We start from the raw sequence: 16,480 nt of genomic DNA, 5'->3' as shown, positions 1-16,480 counted from the left end.
GATCTATATTTCATACTATTCATAAGTTAATTTAAATCCTGCTTCGTAGTAATTACCATCACCATTTTGGTAAGCGTAACTTTCTCCTGAGACTTCAGATAGAAAGTCTTCATCTTGATCCATCGTTAGTTTTGATAAGATATCTTTAATACGTTCAGCTGTATTCAATCGCCAGTCTTCATAAGGGTCTAATACTTGATTGTTATTCTATCCTTAAAGAATAGACCATCAGAAGATTCTAGAACTCCAACGGTTGTAACTCCGATACGAGGACCATCTTCAATATCATAAAATAGTAATTGCACAAACTTTCGTAAATCGAAACATCCTCGATGACTTGTTGGCGGTATTTTTCATCGGCATCATTTGATCCTCTATCTCTTCCCCAGATACGAAAGAGCGGTGCATATAAGGCTTTGGTTGTGCCTAGAAAGGGTTCAATTTCCTGGAAATAGCTAAATGAGTAATAACTTCCTTAGGATATCGTTTTTAAACCAGCGGCATTCATCATCTGGGCGACTTCTTGCGCGTATTTTATATTGGTTTCGGGCTCATGAGTATCTCTTCCCCATTCAATAGCGTCTAATTGCGCTTCTTTTGCTAAGGCGAATGCTTCTTCAACTTTTCTATCGAGAAATGTAACTGAACATAGGCCAATCATACTATTCCTCCTCTAATTTAGAGCGCTCACTCTACCTCTAGTTTAGAAATAATATGGAGAGAATACAAATTTATTATCTTGTGTTTGCTTACTCTAATTTAGCGAGGAGCATTTTGAAAAGTAAATCTGTTGTGAAATGACCCCAGACCCTTTAAGATAAAATTATATAGAGTGAGACACATTTAAAAAAGGGGGATTTGTGATGAAAAAAATATTACTTGCACCAGATTCCTATAAGGGAAGTTTGACAGCGTTAGAAGTGTGCCAAGCGATGGAAGCTGGGATTCGGCGGGTCTTGCCGGAAGTTGAGTTGGTTCAATTACCTATGGCAGATGGTGGTGAAGGGACTGTACAATCTTTAGTTGATGCGACCAAGGGCAAACTATTAAAGGCAGAAGTGACAGGACCTTTAGGTAAAGCGGTTGAGGCTCACTACGGCATACTGGGTGATGGTGTAACCGGCGTCATAGAGATGGCGGAAGCGAGCGGTTTGAACCATGTAAATTCAGTAACTCAAAACCCCCTTGTGACAACGACTTACGGAACGGGCGAATTGATAAAATTATTAATTGAAGCGGGAATTACTAAGATCATATTAGGATTAGGTGGATCAGCTACAAATGATGGTGGTGCTGGGATGGCACAAGCGTTAGGGTACGAACTGATTGACTTCAACGGATCGGACATTGGCTTTGGTGGAGGCGCCTTGGACCAACTTGATTATATTTCGACGGAAAGAGTTCATTCTAAATTAAAAGATGTTTCCTTTATCGTTGCTTCAGATGTGACGAATCCGTTATGTGGGCCGAATGGGGCTTCGAGTGTGTTTGGACCACAAAAGGGCGCGTCTTCAGAAGTTATTGATATTTTAGATGCGAATTTGAAACATTATTCACGAGTCATTGAGCGATGTCTCGGACGAGAAGTGATGGATATTCCTGGTGCGGGTGCAGCGGGTGGCTTGGGAGCAGGGCTCTTGGCTTTTACCCAAGCAGAGATGAAGCGAGGCATTGATATTGTCCTTGAGTATTCTGGCTTTAAAGAGAAGGCCAAGGGAGTAGATGTGTGCTTTACCGGTGAAGGTGCGATGGATTTTCAAACAAAATTTGGTAAGACACCTTACGGAGTTGCGAAAGCGATGAAAGGAATTAATCCAGATGCAAAAGTCATTGCTGTGGTTGGTAAGATCGGTGAAGGTATTGAGGAGCTATATCCCGAAGGGATTGATGCCGTGTTTCCAACGGCTCCTGGAGCGAGTTCATTGGAAGAGTTGATTGATAAGGCTTCGGAGAATATTAGCCGAACGGTGGAGAATGTTGTGAGGGTGATGGGGTAGAGGTTGAAATAATGCTGTTTAGTTTAATAAAGACTCAACGGCATTATTTTTTAAATTCTATAAAAGCCCTTACAAAAAGTTCTTGACATCGAGAAAAAATATTTTATAACGAAAATATGAAACGTTTCAAATTACGAGGAGGCAGTTAAATGTTATATGGGGCAATTGAGGCAGGGGGCACAAAATTTGTTTGTGCGGTTGGAAATGAAAAGTATCAAACTGTAGATAAAATAAGTATAGAAACAAGTCAGCCTAAAGATCGAGACATAGCGATGGTATTTCAAAACTATGCACTATATCCACATATGTCTGTATTTGATAACATGGCTTTTGGATTGAAGCTTAAAAAGACACCAGAGAATGAAATTAAAGAACGAGTGGAGCATGCGGCGGAACTACTACAAATCACTGATTTACTTGATAGAAAGCCTGCAGCTCTTTCAGGTGGGCAGCGACAACGTGTTGCTTTAGGTCGTTCTGTAGTGAGAGATCCTAAAGTATTTTTAATGGATGAACCACTATCAAACTTAGACGCTAAGCTTCGTGTTCATATGAGAAAAGAAATTGCGAAATTACATAATGAATTAAACGCAACAATGATTTACGTGACGCATGATCAAACTGAAGCAATGACTTTAGCGGACCGAATTGTCATTATGAATGCGGGTGTCATCCAACAAATTGGAACACCGTTTGAAGTGTACAATTCACCAAATAATGCTTTTGTAGCTAGCTTTATGGGTTCACCAGCGATGAATATTGTTGAACTAACTTACCAAAACGGGAAAGTCATAGATCATAATGGTTTAGTGATACAGGTGAATAAACCTATGAGAGACTTATTAGATAAACAAGGCTATGATGGTAAAGAAATCTTATTTGGTATACGACCTGAAGATATTCAAACAGAACAAGTTGCCTTAGATGCATCTGAATCTATTCTTAAACCTAAAGTATTAGTTTCTGAATTAACTGGAGCAGAATCTATATTATATCTAGATGTTTTTGGAACAGAGTATATAGCAGTCGTTGATTCGCGTGATCACCACGAAGCAGGTAGTACTTTAGAAGTATCATTTAATATGAACAAAGCACACTTTTTTGATAAAGAGACTGGTAATGTAATTAAATAAAAGAGTGGTTTCATAAGAACACGGTAAGCTAAGTTAAATTAGTTTCTGTGTTCTTTTTTGCATTTAATTTATTAAAGCGCTTCCTAACATGCTATAATAAAACTATATATAATATTTATGCCAATACACATAAAGGACGGTAGCGATGATGAAGAGATTGATGAAGCTGATGGTGGGGTTTAGTTTATTTTTTTTCATTTCTATGGGAGAAGTTGGACATGCTCAATCACTTGAGAGGCAGCGTGAAGAGGTCATTGAAAGTTTTATGATGGGGATTACGCAAGATTTTTCTTATGAAGAAGTGGATGCATATTTGAGTGAGGAAGAAGCGAGGATTCTAGAAACTGGAGAAACGAGATCATTATCGAGTTACGGAATTGACGGGAATCATTCTACCGGACAATCACTTGAGCTAGTTGAGTATTTAACTAATTACTTGAATAGTCAAACGGACGAGAGTGATGAAGCGGATTTATATCCATATGCGGTTGATTTTTCGGAATTACCTGAGGAAATGCGCTTTTATCATGAGGGTAAAGAGAAGTTTATTGTTAAGAAAAATGGTGGGCAGCCAACCATTTACGAGAATGAATATAATGCCTACGCTACACATGTTAAATCGATTAGGGAATTTAATGGGCGTTTAGAAGATAATGCTACTCAAACATTCGCGGTCTATCCATCAGATGAGATAGCAAGAGATATAAATGTAAATACAGCAGTGGTCGTTCAAGAACTATCTGCACATCGTACAGATTATGTTTTTTATTTCTTCTACAATAAGTATGGCACTTTAAGTATGATTAAATGGGATTTAGAAAAACCTGTAGGTGAGTATGCTGAATACACGACTCGTGAAACTTATGAGGAACTCACAGGCAATACAGAATCTAGTGCGTCGTCTGATTGGAGTTTAGCACATGATTGGCGCATGCTTTCACCGCGACGCAAGGATGTTCCACCTGTAGCCTGGGTCCTTACATCAGTTGGAGATGGCGAAACGATTGCGATCGAACCGGTCTTTCATGGAGAGGGAATTATTTCAGGTTATATTAACCCAGATTATTCTGTTGAAGTGACAACAAAAAATGTTTTCACAGATGAGATGTCAGAGGTTTTTGCTGCGACACCTGATTCATCTGGTTATTTCACATTAGATGCTAAGGCAGCTATCGGAACTCCACCAACGATAAAAGTATTGAATGAGAATGGTCAGAATGTGTATGAGATGGAATTAGGTATTTACCAATATCGTCCAACAGCACTCGAACATGAGTCAGGCTACTTAACGCTTGAAAGATATTTTGTGGATCAAGGATATGTCGAAGGTTATACTTACCCGAATGCTGAAGTGAAAGTAACACATCTAAATGGTTATGCTACAACTATGGAAAATGCCGTAGCTGATAGTAATGGGTATTTTCATGTGGAGGGTTTTAGGCATCAAAATAATTTAACAACAACTGTGATAACAGTCACACATCCTGAAACAGGCGAGGAGATTTTAGTAGCACCGTATCCTTGGACAGAGTGGGAACTTGAGAATGCAGAGTGGTAATTAGTAGAGTTCAATTATAGAAAGGAAGCAATATAACATGGACGTAAGGAAAGAAGCACTTAGATTAGGCGAGGAACTAGGCGGGAAGATTGAGGTTAATCCTAAAGTATCCATTACAAATATGGAAGAATTATCCGTAGCATACACACCAGGTGTGGCGGCAGTTAGTTCAGCGATTGCGGAGAATAAAGAAGATGTCTATAAATATACAACGAAACGTAATTTAGTCGCAGTTGTCACTGATGGATCAGCTGTATTAGGACTAGGAAATATCGGACCTGAAGCTGCGATTCCAGTGATGGAAGGGAAAGCTGCTTTATTCAAAGCGTTCGCAGATGTGGACGCTGTTCCAATTTCATTAGATACACAAGATGTTGAAGAGATTATCTCACATGTTAAAGCAATTGCTCCTTCTTTTGGTGGAATTAACTTAGAAGATATTTCTGCACCGCGTTGTTTTGAAATTGAAAGACGTTTGAAAGAAGAATTGGATATCCCAGTATTCCACGATGACCAACATGGGACAGCGATTGTCGTATTAGGTGCTTTATACAATGCATTGAAAGTTGTTGATAAGAAAATCGAGTCAGCAAAAATCGTCATTAATGGTGGTGGATCTGCTGGAACGGCCATCGCTAAGAAAATGTTAGCCGCAGGCGCTAAAAATGTTATCGTCTGTGATATCGACGGTATGATTGCTGAAGATGATCCTGCTTTAGATGAGCGTCACAAAGACTTAGCGAGTTTAACAAACCCTGACAACTTGAAAGGGGATTTACAAGAAGCCGTTAAAGATGCGGATGTCTTCATTGGTGTATCAGCGCCAGGTGTGTTGAAGAAAGAATGGATTGCAACGATGAATGAAAAGCCAATTATCTTCGCGATGGCTAACCCAACTCCAGAAATCATGCCAGACGAAGCGAAAGAAGGGGGCGCATTTATTGTCGCAACGGGGCGTAGTGATTTCCCTAACCAAATCAATAACGTTCTAGCTTTCCCAGGTATTTTCCGTGGTGCCTTAGATGCTCGCGCAAGTGATATTACAGATGAAATGCAAATTGCTGCCGCTCAAGGAATCGCGAGTGTGATTCCGGAGGCAGAATTAAGTGTGGAGAATATCATCCCGAATGCCTTTAACCCTAAAGTAGCTGAGGTTGTTGCGGATAGTGTTCGCAATGCGACTAAATAATAATTTTAACATTAAAAACCAATGGATCTCATGAAGATTCATTGGTTTTTTTAGCCTTTTACTTCTTTATAAGCTATTATCAAACGTAGAGATAATTACATCAAGTAAGCGAGGTCAGAAGATGAAGCGAGTGACGATAGATAATGTAACCATTGGTCAAGGGAGACCTAAAATAATTGTACCGATTGTTGGTAAAACTCAGGCTGAGGTTATTCAAGCGGCAAAAGATGCAAGTAAGTCATCAGGCGATTTAGTGGAATGGCGCATTGATTTTTATGAAGATGTGGAAAAGGCGGGTGCAGTGAGCGAACTTTCTCAAGAAGTTAAACAACTGGTGAATAAGCCGTTGTTAATTACCTTCCGTACTTTTGAAGAAGGTGGGGAACGCGAGCTATCTTATGAGCAATATGTTGCCCTTTATCAAGAAATTATTAATGAAGGACACGTTGATTTATTAGATATTGAGTTATTTATCCCAGAAGAAAAGTTAGACGATCTTATTCAAGAGTGTCGCAGTCAAGGGATTTATGTGGTGCTATGTAATCATGACTTTGAACGAACACCTCCAGAGGAAGAGATTATTCGTCGTCTTGAGTTGATGGAGAGTAAAGGGGCAGATATTTGCAAGATAGCTGTTATGCCACAAACGCCCGAAGATGTTTTAACGCTTTTAAAAGCCACTCATCGGCGTCAGCAATTTACCAAAGTACCTTTAATAACAATGTCTATGGGTAGTTTGGGCATGATTAGTCGCTTATCTGGTGAAGTATTTGGCTCTGCAGCAACTTTCGGTTCTTTAGGAAAAGCATCTGCTCCCGGTCAAATGGCTGTCGAAGATTTAGCAGTCTCTTTAAAAAATTTGAGTTTATAAAAAGAAGGGGAGCAACCCATGCTCCCCTTCTTTAGTGTTTATTCAAATGGTAATTTGTAATCTGTCCAGCCTAATTCATCGCGAATAGCGATCATTTCTTGTTGCACCCCTTCATTTAGAGGTAAGCCTGTATCTTTACGCTCTAACCACACAAGGTGTTCTTTTTCACCGGCAGTATAAATGCGATCTTCACCTGGCGCCACTTCTGAATTTCTTAAAGCTCTTAAGATATCTCCGGCTGTCTTCTTGAAGCTGTCTAAACCAACGAAAGCTTCGGTATCAATAGCAATAAAGAAATGTCCTAGATGGAATTTCTGTTTCTCGCCATTTTCCCCAATACCTGATAACATATGCAAGAAGTTTCCTTGTTGTAGGGCAGCTGATAATACTTCTACAAAGGTTGCATAACCATAACCTTTATATCCAGCGAGTTCTTCACCGATACCCCCAAGTGGTGCTAGCGCTGCTTGACCATTAACTAACGCTTCTAGAATTTCAGGCGAGTCAGTCATTGCTTTTCCGTCACGACCAATCACCATTCCTGCAGGTGTATCTTGACCAATACGTGCGTAATATTCAATCTTTCCACGTTGACTAATTGAAGTCGCACAGTCTAATGAAAATGGAAAATCCTCATCGGTTGGGAAACCGAGTGTGAGTGGGTTAGTTCCTAACATATTTTCTACACCGAAAGTAGGCGCAATCGAAGGGCGCGCATTTGTTCCGGTCATGCCGATACAACCTGCTTTTGCGGCCATATCTGTGTAATAACCCGCAATTCCGTAGTGAGTTGAGTTTCGAACCGCAACCATACCCATTCCAAACTCTTTCGCTTTATCAATCGCCATCTGCATGGCTTTATACCCAATCACTTGTCCCATCCCATCATGTCCGTCCACAACCGCTGTTGTCGGTGTTTCACGAACAACTTCAAAATTTGTCTCCGGATGTTGAATACCTGCCTTAATTCGATCAAGATAAATTGGTTTAAAGCGATTTACCCCATGTGATTCAATCCCTTTGCGGTCAGACGCAAGTAGCACATCTGTACAAATATCCGCATCTTCTTCTGGAATCCCATAAGCCATAAAGACATCTTTAACAAACTTCGTTACCCATTCCCATTCAACAGTAAAAGTTTGACCCATTTTCTATTCCTCCTAGTATTTTAACTGGTTTTGTAAACGTTTCCTGATAACTTAAAATTAGCATATTCAAGTTTAAATAACAAGGAATTTATAAAAAGTATTTATAGTAGATAGAAAAATAATTTGTAAATGCAGAAACAGAAGGATTCGCCAGCTCGCGCACCTGAGCTGGCGAATCAAGACAAACTTCACCAGCTCGCGCACCTGAGCTGGCGAATCAAGTCGAACTTCACCAGCTCGCGCATCTGAGCTGGCGAATCAAGTCGAACTTCACCAGCTCGCGCATCTGAGCTGGCGAATCCAGGCCAACTCCACCAGCTCGTCCACCCGAGCTGGCGAATCACCGCAGCTTCCCGACCCAACCCCCGAAAAGCACAACAAAAGCGACAAAGTATCAAGATAATAAGATACTTTGTCGCTTATATTATTTTTATGAGAAGCTGAGCTGCATTAAAGTGACATTTAAAAGGGTGAGGTGTGTCGGATATATTCATAAATGCGGACTTGCGAATTGTTTTCTTGCATCTTCACTCTGAAGATAAAGTAATGATTTTTATTATCTTTTGATTTCATGGCGGGGAGTTTAAAGTAATTGGTTTGCGACTCATTCATAGTAAAAAGAATGTCATCGACCATAAATGTTAAAGGGATGACCAAATTTGAATAAGCATTAAAATCTTGTTCAAATCGCATAAAGTTCTCGCTGAAATAATCGAATTGAACACTACTATTCTGTATGTTTCTAGAATCCATCGTCCAATTCCTCCTCTAATTTGATTGATATAATGTGTTTGATAGATATAAAGTAGTGAGCATCCTCACTTTGCACGCCAACTTGATCTGCTTGTACGGAATCGATTTTCCCGCGTATTTCTTTAGACTTTTCGTCTTGTATGATTTGGAAAATACCAGGTAGCCTTTGCAGGTATAATTGGTTGAGTAAGAGAAGTTTCTCGCCTAAAGGGAGCGATTGGCTAAAATCAATCGTCTCGACTTCAGTTGTGAGTGCGGTGGTGTGTTCTGATAGGAAAAATCCTATCCATTTTGCCATCTTCCGGTCTTGGTAGTTACGAGCAGAACGGTAAGGAAGATAGCTTCGATCAACTGTCATGCTAACCCATCCAAGCCACCAGCACCACCTGCCGCATGGCCACCGATAAGTTGGCTACACGCTTTACTTCTGGAGTTTTCTTTAAGTACGGTTGCACGCTGCACGGATAAGAAGCCAAATCGTTCGCGAACATCATCAATTGTTTTTTCAAGGGTTTCTTCTTTCTCAACTTGTTCAAAATTATCAAATAAAGATATAAAAGCATATTTCTCATCGACAAAATTATTATAGCGAACAGCGATATTTCGAACGGCACCGCCATTATATTTTGAACGAAAAAGACTGATGACATGTCCGATGAGCACTTTTGTATTTTGAGTGGGGTCGACTTTTCTTTGAACATGAATGGATGACCGTTCAGCAGTGTGAGAGAAGCCAACAGATATTGCCACACTGGTTGTCTTTTTATGAGCTTTACGCAAACGGATAGCTACTTGCTCGGCCATTTCGCTTAAGACGAGTTCGATATCAGATTGCTTATAATAATCTTTGTGCAGAACTTGTGAGTTACCTAAACCTTTGGATTTGGCTTTATAAGGGTAACGCACATCACTTTCATCCACTCCGTTAGCATGAAACCAGAGTTGCAGACCAATAACACCAAACTCTTGTTTGAGTAGCTCAGGGTTACTGTTAGCTAAATCTCTAATAGAGTAAATTTTCATTCGTTCAAGACGAATGGCTGTTCGCCGACCGATTCCCCAAAAGTCAGTGAGTTTTTTAATGTTCCAGACTTTCGTTTCAACATCTTCATAAGACCAATTAGCGCGCATATTGGGGTTGTATTTTGCTTCATTGTCCAGAGCTAATTTAGCAAGAAGAGGGTTTGCGTTACTCATACCGACTGTTGAAAAAACGCCAGTTGCTTTCCAAATTTCTCGTTGAATTTGTTCGGAAATTCCATCGAGTTTAGCACGGCGAGAGATATTTTTTCGCTTGGCAAAATAATCTAGCGAACGTGTTAAATCAATGAAACTTTCATCAATAGAGTAGGGCAGAATTTCCTCCTTAGGTGCATAATTTTGGAGAATGTCATGAATAATCATATTTTTCTCAATATATAAGCTCATTCTTGGAGGAACAATGAGTGTTTTTCGTGCCCAACTCTCAATAAAGCGAACATACTCACGATTTATTGGTAAATTTTGTCGTTTAGCGACATAGTAATTGAACCGTCGTGTCTGAATATTAAAAGGTAAATCATAGCTTCTACCTACATTATCCTTTCCGAAAACTTTTTTAAACGTTGGTGAAGAGGCGAGGATCAAGCCGTTCGCATTGTCTGCTCGACTCATCACGCATAAAGAAGTATAGAGAGGGTGGAGCCCACGTTCCACGCACTCAACGCTGGCGTAAAAGGATTTCATATCAATGAAAGCTATGTCAGATTTAGGTTCTTTATCATACTGAATGTTTCCCATTATAATCCTCCTTTTGATAAAACCTTGAGTCTATTATACGAACAAATGTTCGCATAAGCAAGTGGAATATTTTAAAACTTGTGACTTGACGAGCGGTAAGAAGTGTATATACTGATATGGAGATTAAGATTATAAGGAAGGGGTTATTCAATGGAATATGTTGCATTTGACTTTGAAACAGCTAACGGTCAGCGGTGGTCAGCCTGTTCGCTTGGGGCAGTAAAAGTTGTTGACGGAATTATGGTTAGACATTTTTATGAATTAATTGATCCACTGACATCTTTTGCACCGAACAATATTCGTATTCACGGAATAACACCCGAACAAGTTCAAGGAAAACCGGCGTATCATGAAGTTATTGGTCGGTTTCAAGAATTCGTGGGAGACGCGCCAGTTGTGAGTCACACTCAATTTGACCGAGGCGTGATTCGATCAGCCAATGAAAAATTCAGACTCCCGGAGTTAGGCATGGATTATTTTGATTCTTGTCAGTTGGCCCGTAATTTATGGCGCGGAAAGCTTTCAAGTTTCAGTTTAAAATCTTTATGCCAGCAAATAAAATTTGAATTTAATCATCATAATGCTCTTGAAGATGCGCGAGCTGCTGCTTATGTCATCCACGCTTTAACGATGTATTCGAAGACGCAGACCGTGGAGGATTTGTTGAAGGCAGGAAATGTGAAGCAGTTTTATAGATTGTAGAACCAAAACAGACTCTAACTGGGTCTGGTTTTTAAAAGTCTAATTATGTAAGCGGTTCATTGATTAACCTGACAGTCTTTGGTATAATATAAATAACATTTATGAATAAGGAGAGATTTTATGGATAAGCTAAAAAAACTACTCGTTTCATTTGTCATGTTATCGTTATTAACCCTCTCACCTACTAGTGCTCAAGCTGTAGCTACCTCAATGGATGATGTTGCAGAAGCAATCAAAGACGAATATCAGGAAATTGTGTTAGGTACTGCGAAAGAATATAAAGATAGTGATTATGAAATTATTAAATATGAAGATATTATGCGTGAACGTAATGGTATGACTGACGTTCAACATACCTTTTATGCAACGGTGCAACAATATGACGAAGCGGAAGACTTAGATATGGCATATGGTTTAGTGATGCGTAACGACGATCTAGATACAGCTTACTTTGTCTTTTTTCCTACGCTTCCTGACAGTCGATTAATGGACGGTGATGATATTGATTTATATGGAACACTTCATGGATTATATACTTATGACACGGTTATGGGCGGAACAAAGACAGTTCCAGTCTTACTTGTACATAAAGTTCTTGTAGAAGGTATAGATTATTAATATAAAACCCAACCTCCCGCCATTCCTACCCGGATGGCCATTTTTTTTCCGAATTCACCCTAAAAATATCTGATGATTTATGATATGTTTATTATAGCGAAAAGAGAGCGTGACTCTCTTTTTTTATTGGGCGGATGATAAAATTTGGTCCTTTAGCCCTATGAAGTTTAGCTATAAATATAATACTGTAAAGTTAATAAAAGACGATTTGTTTCAATCAGAGAGGGTAGGTTTTATGGATATGGCACCACTGTCAAAAGATATTATGTTTTTCAAAAGAAATAAGCAAGTGTTAAAGTGGGTAGCCATTGTCGGAGCGGTGATTACGTTCATCATATTTGCCTATTTTTTCAAAATTGACTTATTTAATCATCCAGAAATTCTTCAAGAAAGACTCGAGAAAACTGGGGCATTCGCACCGATTGTCTTTTTCCTTCTATCTATCATCAATACCGTGTATCCAATCGTTCCCGGCGGGCTCGGGAGTGTGATTGCTTATGCCGCATTTGGGCCACTACTGGGCTTTATTTTGGCGTTTTCAGCGAATTTTCTCGGGTCATTGATATTATTTTGGTTGGCGAAACGCTTCGGGCAGCCAATTTTATATGCTTTTTTAGATGAAAAATTAGTTGAAAAAGGTTTGAGTTATTTAGATAGAGGTTATTACATTGAGTGGATACTTGCGGTGGTGCTTGCAGTACCAGGATTGCCGGATGAGTTATTCATCATGATCAGTGGCTTAAGTGATTTGACTTACAAGCGAATGGTCATCATCCAATTGATATTTAAACCGGTCACGATGTTTTTATTTATGGCCGGGGTGCACAATTTCTTAGGTTTACTCTCAAATTTATTCTCATAAAAGAAGCCAGGCGAGTGCCTGGCTTTTTATGTACGTGAAATTATTTGATGTACAGCGTCAAATTGTTCATTTGAAAAACGTAAACTGATAATCTCCTTTTCAAAAGAAAAATCAACAGTAAAATAATCATCCTCTTTTTCAATCTGACTCCCGATAACGTCGGTTAAAGCTTTACTTTTAGGAATCAAACCGGCGATGCCTCTTTTATTTGACTTATAATAGATAAAATCATTTGAAAGGCCTGACGTAAAAGGAATCGCAACAAAATTAATAGCGATTAAAATAAATAAGGCGTATTGAATAAAAGTCTCACCAAATTCGAATCCTACCTCAAGAAATACAATCGCAATAATTACAGGCGTTGCATAAAATAATCGCTGATGATTCTCGCGAATTTGTATCTGGCGAAAAGCATTGAATTGATGAAAAAGGGTGTAGCCCAAGAGGGCGATTAAAATTAAAATAATGATCGTTAACATGGAAAAGCAAACAACTCCTTTGTTTAGATATTATAACAGAAAATATATAGGAGCTGAGCAAGGTTAAGAAAGATGATCAGGCAAACTAATTTCAATCCCAAGAACACCATAGCGCGCTTGTTGCTCTAATGAATAATGAGCTTCCATATCTTCTGGAGAAGCAGCCTCCACATTATTAGAAGTATAGCCACATTCTAGTAAAGGAAGAGCCTGATATAGTTCCTCGAAAGAAGGGAACGGATGTAAAGCAATTACATCCGCCTGAATTTTTTGTGTTAAATCATTTGAGCACCAACTTGAACTTAGCGACGCTTTTCATCATTTAGACGGAGTTCAATCGTTTTTTGTCCCTGTTTAATCATATCAAAAGGTTCTGAGTTTAATTTCATCTCATATACGGTCATGATTATTCATCTCACTGTATTTAGAATGGATATCAAAGCCGTGGTCTAAAGGCCCAGAACCTTTACCTAAATCAAGTCCTGCTCTTAATGCGTTCGTTAAATAAGCTTTTGCGCGTTCAATAGAAGTAATTAAATCAAAATCTTTCGCTAAGTTAGAGGCGATAGCACTTGCTAAAGTACAACCTGTTCCATGAGCGTTTGGATTATCCACGCGTTCGCTTTCGAACCAATGAACCTTTCCTTCATGATACAGAACATCATTGGCATCCGTTTGACGGTGTCCACCCTTACAAAGGACAGCACAATGGTAAGTATCGCCAATATGCTTTGCAGCTGCGACCATGTCGTCATGGGTTTTAATTTTAAAGCCAGATAATGCTTCAGCTTCCTCGATATTTGGTGTGAGAACAGTCGCGATAGGGAGTAATTCTTGTTTCAGCGTCTCCGTAGCATCGGATTCCATCAAAGTAGAACCACTGGTTGCCACCATGACAGGATCTACTACGACTAAAGGCACGTCGTACTCATTTAATTTATCCGCAATGACTTTAATTAACGGCGCACTTGAGACCATTCCAATTTTAACCGCATCCGGGTAAATATCTGTGCACACAGCATCAAGCTGGGCAGCTAAAAATTCGGGCGTTGATTCTAAGACATCAGTGACACCTAAAGTATTTTGAGCAGTTAAAGCAGTAATCGCACTCATGCCATAAACCCCATGACTAATCATCGTCTTTAAGTCTGCTTGAATTCCAGCGCCTCCACTCGAATCGCTTCCGGCAATGGTTAATACAGTTTTCATACATGTTACCTCCTTAAAGTAAGTTTGAAACAGCTTCTTTTAAATTGTGTGCCGCTTCTTGAATATCATCTTGAGAAAAAATCGCGCTGATGGCGACAATACCTGCAATACCAGTATCTTGTAACTGAGAAACATTCGATAATGTAACGCCACCAATAGCAACAACGGGAATGTTTACGGATTGACAAATGGCTTTAAGTGTTTCAATTGAAACGGGCTCAGTATCAGTCTTTGTTTGAGTGGGAAACATAGCTCCAACGCCGATGTAATCAGCACCATGCTCTTGAGCGGCTAAAGCATGTTCAACCGTTCGGCAAGATACACCGAGTAACTTATTTGGGCCTAATTTTTCGCGGACTTGACCGGCTTGCATATCGTTTTGACCTACGTGAACGCCATCAGCATCAGCTTCAAGGGCAATATCAACGCGATCATTGATAATTAATGGGACATTGTAAGACTGACATAAAGGTTTTAATCGTTTAGCTTGTTCAAGAAACTCTGCATCAGAAAGAGTCTTTTCTCGAAGCTGTAAAATCGTTGCGCCCCCCTCGAGAGCTTCTTTGACATGGTCTTCTAAGGTAGCACCATTTAACCAAGTTCGGTCTGTAATGGCATATAAGGTGAGTTGTTCAGGTTTAATTGACATGTTTACGGCCTCCTGATTCGTGAATCGTCACGGTATGTTGAATTTTGGTAATTTGTTCAATTTGACTAGCATAATCGAAGAGTTGTCTGTGTGCTTGACCCAAACCTGCGGAACTTTCTTTAACCAGTTTACCTATGACTTTCCAACTATAGGAAGCGCTAAGCGCAGCTGTTAGCGGGTCAGTCACATTGGATAGAGCGCCACATAGGACAGAAAGCATATCACCTGTTCCGGTAATTTTGGTGAGAATTGAGCTACCACCTTCGATTAAGTAAGAGTGAGTACCGTTGGTAACAAAGTCATCTTTTCCAGTCATCAAGACAACACAATCCAACTGTTGGGCTAAGACGACGGCATCTGATTGTCCATCATCAGAATGGGATTGAGCGAAACTATCAACGCCTCGTGCTTGGCTTTTAGACCCTAACAAACTTTGGACTTCTCCAACATTGGCTCTAATAATGGTTGGTTGAACTTTATTTAAAAGTTGTGTGACTTTTTCTTTTCGATAAAGGCTCGCCCCAATGCCGACGGGATCGACAATCACAGGATGGAAATATTTATTTGCATATACGCCGGCTTTGGTACAAGTAGCGTATTTTGAATCATTGGGTGTGCCTAAGTTTAAAACTGTTGATTGACTAATTCGGCTAATGTCTTCCATCTCTTGGATGGCGCTCGCCATGATTGGGCTTGCCCCCACAGCAAGGAGTAAGTTAGCACAGTCATTGGCACTGACTAGATTACTAATCGTATGCACAAGTGGATTGGCTTCTCGAACTTTTCCCCATAAATGATTAATCTCTATCATTTGATCGGTCACTCCTTTCTAGCCAGGTGATGATATTATTTTGTTTAAGTATGTTAATAATTCCAACGGCAATGATTGTTCCAGTAATCGTGGAAATAAGAAAAGGAATTACGTAAGCGTAAAAGGCTAGCGTTCCAACACTTTCTCCTAAAAATAAAATCGCGAGTGGCCATGCGACAAGCCCACCTAGAATTCCGGTTCCAACTATTTCACCCAGGCTAGTGAGAAAAAGATTCTTTGTTTTGCTAAAGATGACGCCACATAAAAAGGCACCAATCATGCTTCCGGGAAAGGCCATAATCGTACCTAAACCGAATAAATTTCGTAATAGACTAGCAATAAAAGCGACAGCAACGCCATAACTAGGTCCTAAAAGCACTGCGCAAATCATATTAATAATATGTTGAATCGGTGACGCTCGCGAGCCTAGAATTGGGAAAGAAATTAAGCTTCCAATGACGGCTAGTCCAGATAGGATACCAGCTAAGACAAGTTTTTGTGTTTTTAATGTTTTCAAGTTCTCACTCCTCTAAATTAATTTAAATAGACAAAAAGGCAGAGATATCCAGTATAGGTCATCTCCGCCAATCGCTTTTAAGGCAAATTATGATCCCTACACTGCAAGCAGCCAGGTTCAGCGGGTCGAATATTACACTCCTCTCAGCTCTACTTTCAAAAGCTCCCCGTATTTTTAATGTTGTAATCTATGGAGTATTGTACAA

At 39.7% G+C, this 16,480-nt stretch carries 18 protein-coding genes and 1 pseudogene; 8 read left to right on the top strand and 11 right to left on the bottom strand.

Annotation, left to right across the window (positions count from 1 at the left end; all coding sequences use genetic code 11):
- Positions 1-15: 15 nt before the first annotated feature.
- The gene (locus tag ACFO5Y_RS06055; protein WP_197103926.1) at positions 16-168 is read right to left on the bottom strand and encodes a hypothetical protein; all 153 of its coding nucleotides are present in this window, start codon (positions 166-168) and stop codon (positions 16-18) included.
- A 307-nt stretch (positions 169-475) separates the two neighbouring features.
- The gene (locus tag ACFO5Y_RS06050) at positions 476-661 is read right to left on the bottom strand and encodes a hypothetical protein (protein WP_197103925.1); all 186 of its coding nucleotides are present in this window, start codon (positions 659-661) and stop codon (positions 476-478) included.
- Positions 662-863: 202 nt separating this feature from the next.
- Here ACFO5Y_RS06050 and ACFO5Y_RS06045 point away from each other — a divergent pair, with 202 nt between their 5' ends.
- From ACFO5Y_RS06045 to aroD, 5 genes and pseudogenes are all read left to right on the top strand, one after another.
- Positions 864-1,997 carry a glycerate kinase gene (locus tag ACFO5Y_RS06045; protein WP_197103924.1) on the top strand — a complete coding sequence of 378 codons (1,134 nt, stop codon included), beginning with the start codon at positions 864-866 and terminating at the stop codon, positions 1,995-1,997.
- A gap of 251 nt (positions 1,998-2,248) precedes the next feature.
- Positions 2,249-3,130: pseudogene (locus tag ACFO5Y_RS06040) on the top strand (ABC transporter ATP-binding protein); the annotation flags it as partial.
- Positions 3,131-3,275: 145 nt separating this feature from the next.
- Positions 3,276-4,688 carry a hypothetical protein gene (locus tag ACFO5Y_RS06035; protein ID WP_197103922.1) on the top strand — a complete coding sequence of 471 codons (1,413 nt, stop codon included), beginning with the start codon at positions 3,276-3,278 and terminating at the stop codon, positions 4,686-4,688.
- 37 nt (positions 4,689-4,725) lie between these two features.
- Positions 4,726-5,877: an NAD(P)-dependent malic enzyme gene (locus ACFO5Y_RS06030; protein WP_197103921.1), complete on the top strand. Its 1,152-nt coding sequence runs from the start codon at positions 4,726-4,728 to the stop codon at positions 5,875-5,877.
- Between the two features lie 121 nt (positions 5,878-5,998).
- Positions 5,999-6,748, top strand: coding sequence for a type I 3-dehydroquinate dehydratase (aroD, locus tag ACFO5Y_RS06025; RefSeq protein ID WP_197103920.1), 750 nt, complete (start codon positions 5,999-6,001; stop codon positions 6,746-6,748).
- A 38-nt stretch (positions 6,749-6,786) separates the two neighbouring features.
- On the opposite strand, the gene ACFO5Y_RS06020 is transcribed toward aroD, so the two are convergent.
- The 4 genes from ACFO5Y_RS06020 to ACFO5Y_RS06005 all read right to left on the bottom strand — a co-directional run bounded on the left by ACFO5Y_RS06020 (position 6,787) and on the right by ACFO5Y_RS06005 (position 10,428).
- Entirely contained in the window at positions 6,787-7,896 is a 1,110-nt protein-coding gene (locus tag ACFO5Y_RS06020) for an Ldh family oxidoreductase (RefSeq protein WP_197103919.1), read from the bottom strand.
- Positions 7,897-8,358: 462 nt separating this feature from the next.
- Entirely contained in the window at positions 8,359-8,649 is a 291-nt protein-coding gene (locus tag ACFO5Y_RS06015) for a DUF5960 family protein (RefSeq protein ID WP_197103918.1), read from the bottom strand.
- Positions 8,639-9,007, bottom strand: a complete 369-nt coding sequence (locus ACFO5Y_RS06010) for a DUF2642 domain-containing protein (protein WP_197103917.1) — start codon at positions 9,005-9,007, stop codon at positions 8,639-8,641. The genes ACFO5Y_RS06015 and ACFO5Y_RS06010 overlap by 11 nt, the downstream gene beginning before the upstream one ends.
- A complete protein-coding gene (locus tag ACFO5Y_RS06005) occupies positions 9,004-10,428 on the bottom strand; it encodes a Y-family DNA polymerase (protein ID WP_197103916.1) in 1,425 nt (474 codons plus the stop codon). Before ACFO5Y_RS06005 ends, ACFO5Y_RS06010 begins: the two co-directional genes overlap by 4 nt.
- A 150-nt stretch (positions 10,429-10,578) precedes the next feature.
- Between ACFO5Y_RS06005 and ACFO5Y_RS06000 the strand changes: the two genes are divergently transcribed.
- The 3 genes from ACFO5Y_RS06000 (at position 10,579) to ACFO5Y_RS05990 (ending at position 12,610) form a co-directional block, all read left to right on the top strand.
- Positions 10,579-11,130 (top strand): 3'-5' exonuclease, encoded by a 552-nt coding sequence (locus ACFO5Y_RS06000; protein WP_197103915.1) that lies wholly within the window; start codon positions 10,579-10,581, stop codon positions 11,128-11,130.
- A gap of 120 nt (positions 11,131-11,250) precedes the next feature.
- Entirely contained in the window at positions 11,251-11,748 is a 498-nt protein-coding gene (locus ACFO5Y_RS05995) for a hypothetical protein (protein WP_197103914.1), read from the top strand.
- Between the two features lie 235 nt (positions 11,749-11,983).
- Positions 11,984-12,610 (top strand): TVP38/TMEM64 family protein, encoded by a 627-nt coding sequence (locus ACFO5Y_RS05990; RefSeq protein WP_197103913.1) that lies wholly within the window; start codon positions 11,984-11,986, stop codon positions 12,608-12,610.
- A 26-nt stretch (positions 12,611-12,636) separates the two neighbouring features.
- Here the strand turns inward: ACFO5Y_RS05990 and ACFO5Y_RS05985 are convergent, their stop codons facing one another.
- From ACFO5Y_RS05985 to thiW, 5 genes are all read right to left on the bottom strand, one after another.
- Complete coding sequence (locus ACFO5Y_RS05985; protein WP_197103912.1) at positions 12,637-13,089, bottom strand: hypothetical protein; 453 nt, start codon at positions 13,087-13,089, stop codon at positions 12,637-12,639.
- A gap of 390 nt (positions 13,090-13,479) precedes the next feature.
- Positions 13,480-14,298 carry a bifunctional hydroxymethylpyrimidine kinase/phosphomethylpyrimidine kinase gene (gene thiD / locus ACFO5Y_RS05980; protein ID WP_197103911.1) on the bottom strand — a complete coding sequence of 273 codons (819 nt, stop codon included), beginning with the start codon at positions 14,296-14,298 and terminating at the stop codon, positions 13,480-13,482.
- Positions 14,299-14,311: 13 nt separating this feature from the next.
- Positions 14,312-14,947 (bottom strand): thiamine phosphate synthase, encoded by a 636-nt coding sequence (thiE, locus tag ACFO5Y_RS05975; protein WP_197103910.1) that lies wholly within the window; start codon positions 14,945-14,947, stop codon positions 14,312-14,314.
- Positions 14,937-15,758, bottom strand: coding sequence for a hydroxyethylthiazole kinase (gene thiM, locus ACFO5Y_RS05970; RefSeq protein WP_197103909.1), 822 nt, complete (start codon positions 15,756-15,758; stop codon positions 14,937-14,939). The genes thiE and thiM overlap by 11 nt, the downstream gene beginning before the upstream one ends.
- Positions 15,745-16,275 carry an energy coupling factor transporter S component ThiW gene (thiW, locus tag ACFO5Y_RS05965; protein WP_197103908.1) on the bottom strand — a complete coding sequence of 177 codons (531 nt, stop codon included), beginning with the start codon at positions 16,273-16,275 and terminating at the stop codon, positions 15,745-15,747. Before thiW ends, thiM begins: the two co-directional genes overlap by 14 nt.
- Positions 16,276-16,480 lie beyond the last annotated feature (205 nt).

The organism is Ruoffia tabacinasalis, assembly GCF_042652985.1.
In the GTDB taxonomy this organism is placed as follows: domain Bacteria; phylum Bacillota; class Bacilli; order Lactobacillales; family Aerococcaceae; genus Ruoffia; species Ruoffia tabacinasalis.
This window is presented reverse-complemented; position numbering and strand designations above follow the sequence as displayed.